Source organism: Candidatus Kaistella beijingensis (assembly GCF_020084865.1).
Classification (GTDB): Bacteria; Bacteroidota; Bacteroidia; order Flavobacteriales; family Weeksellaceae; genus Kaistella; species Kaistella beijingensis.
Window position 1 is genome coordinate 1,419,477 of sequence record NZ_CP071953.1, and the last position, 13,088, is coordinate 1,432,564.

A 13,088-nucleotide genomic window follows, 5' to 3' on the forward strand; every position below is an offset into this window, starting at 1 on the left:
TTAATGCTTAACTATTTCAAATTCTGCCAATACCAAGCAACCGCTTCTTTTAATCCGTCCGCAAACCTGTGGCTTGGTTGATAACCCAGCAAATTTACAGCTTTTTCAATACTTGCTTTGGAATGAGGCACATCTCCCGCACGAATGGGTCCGAATACGATTTCAACATTCTTTATTTCAGGATCAAATTCAGACAGGTAATCCTTAAGAAATCCTGCCATATCTTTGATGGTTGTTCTATCTCCTACCGCCGTATTATAAACCTGGTTTATTGCATCTTTATTATCCGTCAACATGGCTTTTTCATTCATCTGAATCACATTGTCAATATAGGTGAAATCTCTAGAATAATCTCCTGCTCCATTAATTACAGGACTCTCATGATTCATTAATTGAATAACGAATTTAGGAATTACTGCCGCATAAGCACCATTCGGATTTTGTCTTCTCCCAAAAACGTTAAAATATCGAAGACCAATGCATTCTAATCCGTAAGTTTTGCTGAATACATCAGCATAAAGTTCATTAACATATTTGGTAATCGCATAAGGTGAGAGTGGTTTTCCTATGACGTCTTCCACTTTCGGTAAAGACTTGGAATCTCCATAAGTAGAAGAACTTGCCGCATAAATAAAGCGTTGAATTCCTGCATCCCTTGCGGCAACCAACATATTGAGGAATCCTCCTACGTTGACTTCATTGCTGGTAATGGGATCGTTAATCGATCTAGGAACACTTCCCAGTGCCGCTTGATGCAGAACATAATCTTGATTTTCACACGCCTTTCTGCAGATTTCTAAATCACGGATGTCGCCTTCAATTAATATGAAATTTGGATTATCGAGCAGATGCTCAATATTATGTTTAAATCCGGTAGAAAAATTATCTAGACAGGTAATCTTGTTTCCCCTTGAAATAAAATAGTCGCACAGATTAGACCCTATAAATCCTGCGCCACCAGTAATTAAAATCCTCTTCATCTTAAATAAATCTTTTCCACCATTTTGTTTGTTGCCTATCATGGGTATAGGAATAATATCCATAACCATATTTTTTACCGTAACGGGTGTTTTCCGGCTTCACACTGTTGAGCACAAATGCCATATTTTTAATCATATTCTCTTTTTGAAAACCTGCAGCAAAATCAATCATTTCCTTTTCCGTAAAGTCGGATTTCACAACATAGAGTACGACATCTGAATTTTCAATCAAATGTAAAGTATCGCTCACCAGCATCACCGGTGCTGAATCCAACACCACATAATCATACTTTGTTTTGAGATACTCAATCATATCATCAAACTTCTGCATATCGAGCAAGTCGTTCGGATTGGGTGCAATTTGACCGCTAAACAGAACATCGAGATTGTCATTGATTTTTGACTTTATTATCAACGAATCTGGTACCGGTTCATCGGATACTAAATAATCGGTAAGACCTATATTTTTCCCGTCCACAAAACGATGGAGCTGTGGATTACGGATATCTGCTCCCACAATAATAACTTTACTTTTTCCCGCCAATGTTAAAGCCGTATTCATGGAAATAGTGGTTTTACCTTCACCCTTCACAGAAGAGGTTACCAACACAACCCCGCCAGTTTCAACTCCTTTTGCCTTCAATAAAAACTTAAGGTTGGAGCCCAAAATTCTAAATGATTCTGCGAAAACAGAAAAATCATTGGGATGAACAATCGCATTTTCTTCACTATTCAAAGGAATTTCTGCAATAACAGATGCATTGGGGAAATGCGAAACGATATGTTGTTTAGTGTGAACTTTAGTGTCCAGCGTATTTTTAGTATAAAAAAATAGAAGCGGCAGCAAAAATCCAGCAGCCAGTGATCCCAAAATAATCTGCTGATTGTCGGGCTTCACTTTTCCTGTCGTAAAGGCAGGATTCACTACTTTGGCTTTTGGTGCAGTAACCGCTAAGGTAATAGCATTTTCCTCTCTCTTCTGAAGTAAATAGAGATAAAGCTGTTCTTTTAACGTTTGCTGTCTGTCAATACTTCTTGAAATTTTTTCCTGCGTTGGATATCTGCTGATATTGCCTTTTGCAACATTCAGTTGTGCATTGGCTTGAGCAATTTGAAGCTGTAAAGTTTCCCGGGATTCCAGTAAATTTTTCTGAATTAAATTTTTTAGGGAGGCAATTTGCTTATTCATTTCAATCACCGCAGGATTCTCTCCTGTAGCTTGCTTCAAAACCCTGTTTCTTGTAAGTAAGAGGTTATTATAATCCGCAATGGTACTTTCGGCTCCGGATGGCAAACCCATTCCAGTCGGTAAAAGCTGGTCTCCTTTAGAAGCTGCATAGATAGAATTGATAAGGTCAAGCTGCATGCCTTGAGTTAAGACCGTTTTGGTATTTTCGATAGATTGCTGTAGTGCGATATTCGCCTGCGCTTCCAGATCAGTAATTTGATTAGCTCTTTTAAACCGTTCCTTCTCGCCTTCAATTCCAGAGAGGTCTTCAGTGATTATTCCAAGCCGGTCGTTGATGAAGTTTTGAGTGTTTTGTGCCTCTTCATTTTTATCGTTGATTCCATCAATGATGTATTGCTTGGTAACTTCATTCAAAATATCTTCCGATTTCTTGGGAACAGGTCCTACCATCGAAAGCTCCATCAACATTCCTTTGTTAGGAGGCAAAACCACAGTGATCCCACCTTCTAATCCATCGGCTACATTCACGGCATTTCTAAATACAACTTTGATTGGTGCTGAATAGCCATTTCCCGGCTTTGCATCAAGCTGTACCGTTCCAAAAGGAAACTTGGCAGGAATGCCAAAACGGTATGTGGTACCGCTATTCGAGATACGGTAGGAATTATTTCCTGTCGTAGTAATGATATAGGTTGCCCCTCCAAAATTTGCTGGATTATTAAGCTCGATAATCTTGCCCGTATAGGGTGAAGAATCATAAAGTTCAACTTCTTTAATAGTACCTTGGCTGAAGAAACTTACATCCAGATTTAGGTTTTTTGCTACTGTTCTTAAAAGGGGTTTTGAAACGATCACCGTAGTTTCACCCTGCAACTCATTGTCACCACTTACCCCCATACCAAGATTTTTCAAATCGTTCAGCGCCGCGGCGTTTTTTGCTTTCGATTCCTGTAGCTTAAGGGTTGTTTTGGTATAATATTGTGGCTGCGCATAGCGAAGATAGATCTTTGCAGCGGTATAAAAGAGTGCCATGCTTAATAAAAACCAAGGCCATTTCTTAAGATATTTAACGATCTCCTTTTTTACATTTAAAGGTTTACCCCTCTGTATTGCACCCGAATTTTCTAAAAGTTCCATTGAAAATCTATTTTCGGGTTAATGTTAAAATTAAAGTTAAGAGCCCAAGACCTATACCTCCGTACCTTAACCATTTATCAGTTCCAGAATCATTATTGACCTGTATCTGCTTATTACGGTCTGGCTCAATATAGAGAATATCATTCTGTTGAAGATAATAATAGGGAGAATTAACAATGGAAGCCTCCGAAAGATCAAGCGAAACAACTTCATCTTTACCTGACACATCTGATGTTCTGATCAACTTCACATTAGTTCTGTTAGCATCATAAGTCATATCGCCTGCCAAAGCAATAGCCTGAAAAATGTTAATTTTCTCCGTTGGACTTGTTTTTTGACCAGGACTTTTAACCTCACCTAAAACGCTGATATTGAAGTTCGACAATGTAATGGTAACAAGTGGATCGGTAAGGTAGCGCTTTAACCTGCTTTCCAAATCCGACTTAAGCTGCTGTTTGGTCATACCCTTGCAATAAACTGTCCCCAAAACCGGAAAAACAATAGTACCGTCTGAACCAACGGTATATTCGCTAGGTGTTGAGGCAGTTGATGCGGAAGAAGAAGTATTGTTGGTATTGTTGCCTGTTCTGGGCATGGTATTCATATTGAAAGGTCGAACTGCAATATCATCAAAGGCTGAAACCAAAATCTGCAACTGATCTCCCTCCTGAATATGCAGCCCTGCAAATTTTGCCTGTGAAACCTCCTGCTCGAAATTATTGTTCGACATGTAAACAATATTTCTCTTTGGTTTACATGATAAAGACAGAAGTAGTGTAAATATTAATATAAATACCGAGAAGTATTTTTTCATTTCTAAATTTTAAGATTACAAATGTAAAGATAATTTAGGCAAAGGTAATCTTAACTTATTTCTAATTTATCTCCAACTATCGTTTAGATAATAATTTACTCCCACGGCAATTAAACGATTATAAGTGTTATGGGTGTTATTATTTGGATATACTTTACTAAAACCACGATCATATCTTATAAAAGCCTCCATACGCTGTGAAACCTGCAAACCAGCACCAAAAGATACTCCGTAACCAAAACCTTTTACCTTATCGTCAAGATTGAATTTATAATGTACCAAGTCGTAAGCTGGATCTACCTTCCGGTCTTCTCGTACTAAAAACTCAATTTTGGGACCTGCAAAAATGAAAATATCACTCTTATTGTTATTTCTGTGAAAGAAATATTTCAAATATAGCTCCGCAGCAACATAATCATGATGAAATTTTTGGATTCCATATAAATCAGTATTCACCTTTGCATTTTCTCCCTGCATAGTATATTCCAATTGCCCAGTTAAATAAAGCCACGCCGAATCAAAAATATCATTTTCAACTAAAGGGATTTGTCCGAAAACACCTAGCCCAGCTCCCCATTTCCCTACAGAGCGGTCGTGCACTCCCACAATTGACCCTCGATGACCGTTTGCCGTTATACCGTATTTAAAATCTTGGCCTTTAACCACAGTGAAACCACTAACCATGGTTAAAAACAAAACCGCGATGAGCAAATTGATTTTCTTCATATCATTTATTTGATAAAGAATATTAGTTTTTATAAAATATCTGTGCAAATTAATTAATTTTTTTTCAATAATTATATTTTTTTTTAGTCCTTACTAAAATTTGATAAATTTCTAATTATTTCATCATATTCAAATCCTCTGCTTAATAAATACTTTATAGCCTTTGATTTTTTTTGATACTCCTTTAAACCGCTCTGTTTTTGATAATAATCATCATAGATTTTCATCAGCGTTCGGTCGTAGTCTGCCTCCTCAATTTCATCAAAGCAATTGTTGATCAGCTTCTCGGAAATTCCCTTGAACTTCAAATGATTTCTAATCTTGTTTCTTCCCCAAGATTTCATGTAAAATTTACCCCTAATGTAACTTCTCGTAAAACGTTCCTCGTTGAGATAGTTCTCCTTCATCAAATACAGCAGGATTTCCTCTTTCGCCTCCGGAATCAGCATAAAATCCCTCATCTTCGACTCTACCTCACTGTGACAGCGATCCTGGTAAACACAATAGTTCACCATCTTCTGTTTGATTTCGGTAAAAGTGTAGGATTTCAAAATATTGGCGCCAGTTGCTCTTTGATTGTGAATGTTGACTGATTTCTTATGTTTGATGCATGATGTTTGATAATTGCGGATTGTAGATGCTGAAGGCCGAAAATTTTCAGGAAAAATTTTTGACGGGGTGGTTCTATATAATCGGCAGCTTAACTGGAAAAAATAATCAATCTTACACCGTTTTGCACCCATCATCCCGCATCCATCATCCATCATCCATCATCCCGCATCCTGCATCCATCATCCCGCATCCATCATCCCGCACTCCGCACCATTAACCCTCAAAAAGCGGTTTCGAATCCATCAACTCATTGACTTTCTTGCGAACACCAGAAATTACATTCTCATCTTTAATATTCATTACCACATCATTGATCAGTCCTGCAATAGTCTGCATATCGCTTTCCTTGAGGCCTCTAGTGGTAATCGCGGCTGTTCCCAAACGGATTCCGGAAGTAGTGAACGCCGATTTGTCATCGAAAGGAACCATGTTTTTATTACAGGTAATGTCGGCTTGAACCAGTGCCTTTTCGGTCTCTTTCCCGTTGACGTTTTTATTGCGAAGATCCACCAGCATTAAGTGGTTGTCCGTTCCGCCGCTTACGATATCGAAACCGTTGTCAATCATTGCGTTTGCTAATGCTCTTGCGTTTGCGATCACTTGTTTCGCATACACTTCAAATTTCCCATCAATCGCTTCTCCAAAAGAAACAGCTTTGGCGGCTATAACATGTTCAAGCGGACCACCCTGAATTCCTGGGAAAACTGCTCCGTCTAAGACCTGGCTCATCATTTTAGTTTCTCCTTTTGGGGTTTTGTGACCGTAAGTATTTTCAAAATCTTTGCCCATCATAATTAATCCGCCTCTTGGCCCACGCAATGTTTTATGAGTTGTCGTGGTCACCACATGGCAGTGTTCAAACGGTGAACTCAATAATCCTTTCGCAATCAAACCTGCCGGATGTGCAATGTCTGCCCAAAGTGTAGCTCCAACTTCATCCGCAACTTCACGGAATTTTTTGAAATCCAAATCTCTGGAATAGGCAGAATAACCCGCAATCAACATTTTTGGTTTCACTTCCAAAGCTTTTTGACGCATGGCTTCATAATCAATCAATCCGCTTTCACGGTCAACTCCATAGAAATTGGCGTTGTACTGAATCCCGGAAAAATTCACAAAAGAACCATGTGTTAAATGACCACCCATCGATAAATCCAATCCCAAAATCTTGTCACCTGGTTTTAGAACTGAAAGATAAATCGCCGCATTCGCCTGTGAACCGGAGTGCGGTTGAACATTCGCATATTCCACCCCGAAAAGTTCTTTCGCACGATTAATCGCCAAAGTCTCAACTTCGTCCACCACTTCGCAACCGCCATAATATCTTCTTCCCGGATAACCTTCTGCATATTTATTGGTGAGGACGCTTCCCATCGCTTTCATTACATGATCAGAAACAAAATTTTCTGATGCGATAAGTTCTATTCCGTGAGTTTGTCTTTGTCTTTCCTGTTCAATGAGGTCGAAAATTGGATCCATGTTTTTATAAATGATAATTGATGATTGTTTAATGATGGTTTCAAATTTAAGGAAAATTCGGGATTTAATTGCTATTGGCTTTCGGCTATCGGCAATCGGCTTGGTTGGGAATGAACAATAAGTGATCTGACAATATATGTTTTGGGGAGTTTTTCATCCTGAGGCTCTCGAAGGATGAAAAGCAAGAATCCTCTAAAACAAGGTTACTGTATTTTTTTGCAATCGGCTTTCTCCTTTCTGCAATCGGCTTTCTCCTTTCTGCAATCGGCACCAACATCCAACATCACAACACCAAACACCCAACATCCCACAACATTTTCTACCTTTGCAAAAATTTAAGCTAAAATGAAAATTGGCGATCAAGTTTCCGTTATTGATGAAGATTTAAAGGGTAAAGTCAATTCCGTGAACGGCAACACAATCGTTTTTAAAGATGAACATGGTTTCACCCATCAATACAAAAAAGAAAAATTGGTGCTACAAGTTGGTGAAATCTACGATGAAGTAAAAACCGTTCACAAAAAGGAAACTTCAAAATCCGTTTCCAAAAAACACAACAAAAAACATTTGGTTCTCGACCTTCATTTTGAAAACCTCGTCAACAATCCTTCAGAGTACGATTCCTTCGAACGACTGTTCACCCAAAAACAAAAATTAATGGAAACGGTGGAGTTTTGTAGAAAGAACAAACTCAAACAATTGGAAATCATTCACGGCATTGGTGAAGGCGTTTTACAGAAAATGGTCTATGATTACTTGATCGGACAAACAAACCTAGAGTTTGAAGAAGGAGACTTTTTCTATCACTCAACGGGTAATGTGGTGGTGAGATTTTTGTAGGTGCAGGTTGATGAATTTTGGGTGTTGATGATGGGTGAAAACTTCAATAAACTTAATTTCAAAAATGTCAAAGGTTACACCATCAAATTATTTATTGTCAAAACTTCAATTTGCTTCCGCGTTCAACGTACATCCAACACCCCGCATCCAACATCCAGCTAAAATTCATAAATTTGCACAACTTCAAGAAAAATGCAGAAATTATCTTTACTTTTTACCAAAGACGGGCTTCAGTATCAGCTTTCAAAAAACAGAAATGTTCAGCACGAACAGTCTTTTTTCATGAATGAGGAAACTGGTGACAACTTTGTTTCAGAAAAACTGGATGAAATTCTAGCACAAAAAAACTTTCAGGAAATCAGCGTCATTTCTGCTTTGAACCACTTTACCTTAATGCCTGAAAACTTTTCTGATCATGAATCAGGATACGATTTAATTGCCTACAATTCCGCCGTTGAACGTGAAAAGGAAGAACTCATGCTTTCTGTGAACAAAAAATTCGGCGTTCAGTTTTACTATACTTTTCCGAAAGATTTCTATCAGAAAATTAAGAGTTTGAATCTTCCAACTAAATTCAATTTTTCAGGCGAGAAGTTTTTGAACGCTCTAAATCCGAGAAGTCAGAAGGAAATCCACATCAATCTTTACCATCACCAATGTGAGTTTTTTGCGATTGCTGGAAAAAAAGTAATCCTTTACAATAACCTCGATGTAAATTCGGAAGTTGATTTCCTTTATTTCATCATGTTCACCTTAAGTAAAATAGGATTTGGAATTGACGAAACGCAATTCTACGTTTACGGTGAAACCACTGAAAATGAAACCTTTATTTCAGAACTGCAGAAATTTGTAAAGTATTTGAAAATTGTTTTTGATAATTTACCGAAGAAGAATTTCATACTTGCAGGATGATGGATGTTCGATGATGGAGGTAGGTAGTCGCTAAAAAATAATTTATAAAATGAATGTCATGAGTTTTAAGTTTGAAAAATTGATTATTTGGCAGGATTCGATGACATTTGGTGAAGAAATTTATTTGATGTCTAAAACTTTTCCAAATGAAGAAACTTTTAACCTAACATCACAGATTCGGAGAGCGGTAGATTCGGTAGCGTTGAATATTTCAGAAGGTAGTATTTTACAAAGCAATAAAGAGTTCAGACGATTTTTAGGTTATGCGATTCGTTCTATTTCTGAAATAGTAACTTGTCTCTACAAAGCAAAATATAGAAATTATATCAATGAAGAAATTTTTGATGAACATTACGATAAATCGTACAAGTTAATGAATACGATTATTGCGTTCAGAAAGAAACTACTCTAAAGAAATTTCAATTAATCAATCACCAAACATCGAACATCCAACACCAAACATCCAACATCAAACACCAAACACCCTACACTAAATGTACAGAATCATAAGCGGTCGCTGGAAATCAAAACGGATTTCTGCCCCAAAAAACTTCGATGTTCGCCCAACCACCGACTTTGCGAAGGAAGCACTTTTCAGCATTATTGAAAACCGTTTCGATTTCGATGAGGAGTTCATTTCCGTGCTCGATTTGTTTGCGGGAATTGGCTCCATCAGTTTGGAATTTGCTTCACGCGGCTGCAAAGATGTGACTTCGGTAGAAATGAACCCGAAACATGCGGCATTTATTAATTCTACGGCGGCTGAACTTGATATGTCTTTGCAAATCAATGTGCAAAGAGGCGATGTTTTTGAATACTTGAAGAAAAACAGAAACCGAAAAACCTACGAATTAGTGGTCGCCGATCCACCGTTCGACACGGAAGAAAAAAAATACAACGAACTGATTGCTTTGGTTTTAAACAATAATTTTTTAAAGGAAAACGGAATTTTCATTCTGGAACACCAAAGCCGAATGAAACTTGTTCATCCCAATTTGCTCGATACCAGAAAATATGGGAATGTAAGTTTTTCTTTTTTTAAAGCTAATGAGCGGGAAAGTCTACAAGTAGAGGAAGCTAAATAATCTTAACTAAACATTAAACCACCCCGTCAAAAAATTTTCTCTGAAAATTTTTGACACCCCTCCAAAGGAGGGGAATTTCTCCCAGTTTCCATCATCCAGCTTACAGCTTAAAGCACCTTCAGCTCCAAATCAATATTTTTTCCGAAGAATTTTTTAGAAATTTTCTCGAAGTTTTTGGTAATGTCCGAAAGGTAGAAATGATAGCTCGGATTGGTGTTGTTTTCGTTGAGCAAGTGGTGTTTTTCCAAAATCATTTTCAGCTGACTCGCCACAATATTGGGTGAATCGATGACACGGACGCGGTTTCCATAATACTGTTTAATTTCGTCAATCAGAAGCGGATAATGCGTACAACCTAAAATTAAAGTTTCAATGTTTTTTAATTTATTGTTGCTCAAATAATTATAAATGATTGAATGGGTAATGGGGTGATTTTTAAAACCCTCTTCAATGGCAGGGACCAAAAGCGGAGTCGCCAATTCATCCACCTTGATAAACTTGTTGTGTTTGCGGATTGATTTTTTGTAAAGTCCAGAATTTACGGTTGCTTTCGTAGCAATTACGCCCACATTGTTGTGGATTTCATAGGAAACTTTTTCAGCCACAGGATTAATTACATCAATTACCGGAACTTTTTCATTCACCAATTCCACCACTTCAGTCAAAGCATTTGCGGTTGCAGAATTACAGGCAATTACAATTGCTTTGCAGTTATTTTCCAATAAAAATTTGGTGATTTTTGTGGAATAGCCTACAATCGCTTCCCGAGATTTTTCACCATAAGGAAGGTGTTTCGTATCTCCAAAATAAATTAAGTCTTCATGCGGAAGAAGTCTCTTGATTTCCTTTGCGACGGTTAATCCACCAACTCCGGAATCAAAAATCCCAATCGGTTGTTTTGCTGAAAGATGGCTGAAATCCTGTTTTTTCTTTTTCAAGGGGAAAGCTTTTTACAAAAATAAGAATTTTGGCTGGATGGTGGGTGATGGAAGCTGGAAGTTAGTTCAAGTGAATTTTTTTACACTAAAAACAAGTCCGAAGCAATTCCATCCGCAAGAAACCAGTGTTTTTCAGGGATTTTTAAGTGATTGTTCTCGATGGTTAAAATTCCTTCATTCAATTTCGGATTGATTTCTGTTTGTAAATATTCTAAGATTTCTGGACTGAATTTTTGGTTTAAAGACTTTAAATCTACACCCCAAATCGTCCGTAAACCAATCATCAGCATTTCGTTGAACTGGTCTTTTTCAGAAAGTATTTCAGTTTCTTTGGCGAGTTTGTTTTCGCTTAAAAAATTAATGTATTTTTTGTTGTTGGCGATGTTCCAGCTTCTTTCGTTTCGTCCGTTGTAGGAATGAGCAGATGGGCCGATTCCTAAATATTCCTGGTATTTCCAGTAAGCGGAATTGTGTTTAGAATGAAACCCAGGTTTCCCGAAATTGGAAATTTCATAATGCTCAAAACCGTGGTCTTTTAGAAAATCCGACATATAATAAAACTCCCTGTTCTGTTCCGATTCTCTTGGTGCAGCGATTTTATTTTGTTTAATCCATTGATTCAAGGCAGTTTTTGGTTCAATGGTTAACGCATAAGAAGAAACATGCGGAACTTGAAGCTCTATGGTTTTGTTGAGATTTTCTTTCCAGATTTCAAAATTGGAAGTGGGTGAACCGTAAATTAAATCAATACTGATATTTTCGAAACCAAAGTCCTGCGCTCGTTTGATGGAGCTTTCAGCTTCCGAGGAATTGTGGGCCCGGTTCATCAGCATTAAATCTTCATTAAAAAAACTCTGTGTTCCAATGGAAAGTCGGTTGATTTCAGTATTTGCCAAATCTTTTAGAAAACTTTTATCCAAATCATCCGGATTGGCTTCAAGTGTAATTTCTATATCTTTCTCAAATGTGAAATATTTCAGAACCTCATCCATAATCGATTTCAGTTCATCCACCTTTAAAATGGAAGGAGTTCCACCGCCGAAATAAAGCGATTTAAGGTTTTTGTCTTGAAGTTCATCTTTCCGAAGAAAAATTTCCTTTTTTATGGCAGCAATCATCTCCTCTTTAAAATGTAAAGAAGTAGAAAAATGAAAATTACAGTAACTGCATTTTTGCTTGCAGAAAGGAATGTGAAGGTAGATCATTAAAGAAGAGACAAGTTACAGGAGCCAAGAACCAGTGGTTTGAACAGAAGATTTTACTAAATAGCATGATTAAATGGTGAAATCAACTTCGTAGATGAATTCGTTTCGCAGTGAATACTGAATTTTTTAGTTACTAAAAGACATTTAATGAATTTGAAATTCACTCGGAAAGAAATTCACTCAATCACTAATACCTAAATCCTCTTGAATTGATAAAGTTCTCAAAATTATAACCCACGCTCAACATAAAGCTGCTTCCGGCATATTGCTGAATATCTGAAAGTCCGAAATTGTAACTCGCTCCAAAAGTAAATCGGTTCACTTTTGCCTTGATAATGGGTGAAATCCCCAAACTCTGATTACCAAATTTATTATTGGATGTTCTGAAACTTGCTCCAGCTGAAAAAGAGTTTTCATCCCCCAAAACGGTCGCCATTAAATTCAGGTCGATCATTTTAGAAGAATTGGTATTGAAATTCATTAAAACTGATGGAGTCACAAAAAACTGTTCACCCATATAAAAATCATAACCAGTATTGAAAATGAATTTGGTGGGTTCCGGCTCAATTCCGTTGACGATTGGAATATCGTTGGTTAAAGCGATATCGTTTACTGAAATTCCCGCAAAAAATTTACGGTAAGTTACCGCCATTCCCATATTGGCATACACCAAAAAAATGGAATTAACATCCGGACCTAAAGTAGGATCACCCGGAGTTTCTGGATTCAGCATGGCCAAATCGATATGCATATTGTAAAAATTCACGTTCGTACCAAAGGAAAACTGACTTTTTCTTTCGCCATCATCATCTATCGGAATAAAATAGGAACCTCCCGCCGAAATTCCATTCGAAGAAATCGCGCCGTTCTGGTCACGAAAGAATGACAAACCTGCTCCAACTCTGTCGAAAACATTCGCATGCATCCCAATCGACTGTACATTGGGTGACTGGTCGAATTTTGAAAACTGTTTCTGATAATTCAGGTTCAGCACCACATCGTCCGTTTTTCCGTAAAGCGCAGGATTGAAAAGAAAATCGCCGTCCATCAAATATTGTTGGTAATATGGTAAGGTTTCCTGACTTTTAAAGAGCCCCAGAAAGGTAAAAACGAAAAATAACAGAGATATTTTTCTCATAATTAATTTTGAGTGAATTTTCAACAAATATAA

The 13,088-nt window shown here is 37.4% G+C and carries 13 protein-coding genes; 4 read left to right on the forward strand and 9 right to left on the reverse strand.

Annotated features, from left to right (window positions below; genetic code table 11):
• Nucleotides 1–11: 11 nt before the first annotated feature.
• From J4771_RS06585 to glyA, 6 genes are all read right to left on the reverse strand, one after another.
• Nucleotides 12–980, reverse strand: a complete 969-nt coding sequence (locus tag J4771_RS06585) for an SDR family oxidoreductase (protein ID WP_224137782.1) — start codon at nt 978–980, stop codon at nt 12–14.
• 1 nt (nt 981) lies between these two features.
• Complete coding sequence (locus J4771_RS06590) at nt 982–3,306, reverse strand: GumC family protein (RefSeq protein ID WP_224134196.1); 2,325 nt, start codon at nt 3,304–3,306, stop codon at nt 982–984.
• 7 nt (nt 3,307–3,313) lie between these two features.
• On the reverse strand, nt 3,314–4,036 hold the full coding sequence (locus J4771_RS06595; RefSeq protein WP_224134197.1) for a polysaccharide biosynthesis/export family protein: 723 nt from the start codon (nt 4,034–4,036) through the stop codon (nt 3,314–3,316).
• A gap of 150 nt (nt 4,037–4,186) precedes the next feature.
• Nucleotides 4,187–4,846, reverse strand: coding sequence for an outer membrane beta-barrel protein (locus tag J4771_RS06600; protein WP_224134198.1), 660 nt, complete (start codon nt 4,844–4,846; stop codon nt 4,187–4,189).
• Nucleotides 4,847–4,929: 83 nt separating this feature from the next.
• Complete coding sequence (locus tag J4771_RS06605; RefSeq protein ID WP_224137784.1) at nt 4,930–5,361, reverse strand: regulatory protein RecX; 432 nt, start codon at nt 5,359–5,361, stop codon at nt 4,930–4,932.
• 310 nt (nt 5,362–5,671) lie between these two features.
• A complete protein-coding gene (glyA, locus tag J4771_RS06610; protein WP_224134199.1) occupies nt 5,672–6,937 on the reverse strand; it encodes a serine hydroxymethyltransferase in 1,266 nt (421 codons plus the stop codon).
• Between the two features lie 345 nt (nt 6,938–7,282).
• Here glyA and J4771_RS06615 point away from each other — a divergent pair, with 345 nt between their 5' ends.
• The 4 genes from J4771_RS06615 (at nt 7,283) to J4771_RS06630 (ending at nt 9,774) form a co-directional block, all read left to right on the forward strand.
• A complete protein-coding gene (locus J4771_RS06615; protein ID WP_224134200.1) occupies nt 7,283–7,777 on the forward strand; it encodes a Smr/MutS family protein in 495 nt (164 codons plus the stop codon).
• Nucleotides 7,778–7,969: 192 nt separating this feature from the next.
• Nucleotides 7,970–8,689: a DUF3822 family protein gene (locus J4771_RS06620; RefSeq protein ID WP_224134201.1), complete on the forward strand. Its 720-nt coding sequence runs from the start codon at nt 7,970–7,972 to the stop codon at nt 8,687–8,689.
• Nucleotides 8,690–8,747: 58 nt separating this feature from the next.
• Complete coding sequence (locus J4771_RS06625) at nt 8,748–9,101, forward strand: four helix bundle protein (RefSeq protein WP_224134202.1); 354 nt, start codon at nt 8,748–8,750, stop codon at nt 9,099–9,101.
• An 82-nt stretch (nt 9,102–9,183) separates the two neighbouring features.
• On the forward strand, nt 9,184–9,774 hold the full coding sequence (locus J4771_RS06630) for an RsmD family RNA methyltransferase (protein ID WP_224134203.1): 591 nt from the start codon (nt 9,184–9,186) through the stop codon (nt 9,772–9,774).
• Between the two features lie 107 nt (nt 9,775–9,881).
• Here J4771_RS06630 and murI read toward each other — a convergent pair whose 3' ends face one another.
• The 3 genes from murI to J4771_RS06645 form a co-directional block, all read right to left on the reverse strand.
• The gene (murI, locus tag J4771_RS06635) at nt 9,882–10,712 is read right to left on the reverse strand and encodes a glutamate racemase (protein ID WP_224134204.1); all 831 of its coding nucleotides are present in this window, start codon (nt 10,710–10,712) and stop codon (nt 9,882–9,884) included.
• Between the two features lie 80 nt (nt 10,713–10,792).
• Nucleotides 10,793–11,917, reverse strand: a complete 1,125-nt coding sequence (gene hemW / locus J4771_RS06640) for a radical SAM family heme chaperone HemW (RefSeq protein ID WP_224134205.1) — start codon at nt 11,915–11,917, stop codon at nt 10,793–10,795.
• Nucleotides 11,918–12,104: 187 nt separating this feature from the next.
• On the reverse strand, nt 12,105–13,055 hold the full coding sequence (locus J4771_RS06645; protein ID WP_224134206.1) for a PorP/SprF family type IX secretion system membrane protein: 951 nt from the start codon (nt 13,053–13,055) through the stop codon (nt 12,105–12,107).
• Between the last annotated feature and the right edge of the window lie 33 nt (nt 13,056–13,088).

Excerpts from the sequence above, each read along its gene's own strand:
- J4771_RS06600 (WP_224134198.1), bottom strand. The coding sequence starts at position 4,846 with ATGAAGAAAATCAATTTGCTCATCGCGGTTTTGTTTTTAACCATGGTT.
- J4771_RS06645 (WP_224134206.1), bottom strand. The coding sequence starts at position 13,055 with ATGAGAAAAATATCTCTGTTATTTTTCGTTTTTACCTTTCTGGGGCTC.
- J4771_RS06625 (WP_224134202.1), top strand. The coding sequence starts at position 8,748 with ATGAGTTTTAAGTTTGAAAAATTGATTATTTGGCAGGATTCGATGACA.
- J4771_RS06620 (WP_224134201.1), top strand. The coding sequence starts at position 7,970 with ATGCAGAAATTATCTTTACTTTTTACCAAAGACGGGCTTCAGTATCAG.
- hemW (WP_224134205.1), bottom strand. The coding sequence starts at position 11,917 with ATGATCTACCTTCACATTCCTTTCTGCAAGCAAAAATGCAGTTACTGT.
- J4771_RS06605 (WP_224137784.1), bottom strand. The coding sequence starts at position 5,361 with ATGGTGAACTATTGTGTTTACCAGGATCGCTGTCACAGTGAGGTAGAG.
- J4771_RS06615 (WP_224134200.1), top strand. The coding sequence starts at position 7,283 with ATGAAAATTGGCGATCAAGTTTCCGTTATTGATGAAGATTTAAAGGGT.
- J4771_RS06630 (WP_224134203.1), top strand. The coding sequence starts at position 9,184 with ATGTACAGAATCATAAGCGGTCGCTGGAAATCAAAACGGATTTCTGCC.
- J4771_RS06585 (WP_224137782.1), bottom strand. The coding sequence starts at position 980 with ATGAAGAGGATTTTAATTACTGGTGGCGCAGGATTTATAGGGTCTAAT.
- J4771_RS06590 (WP_224134196.1), bottom strand. The coding sequence starts at position 3,306 with ATGGAACTTTTAGAAAATTCGGGTGCAATACAGAGGGGTAAACCTTTA.
- J4771_RS06595 (WP_224134197.1), bottom strand. The coding sequence starts at position 4,036 with ATGTCGAACAATAATTTCGAGCAGGAGGTTTCACAGGCAAAATTTGCA.
- glyA (WP_224134199.1), bottom strand. The coding sequence starts at position 6,937 with ATGGATCCAATTTTCGACCTCATTGAACAGGAAAGACAAAGACAAACT.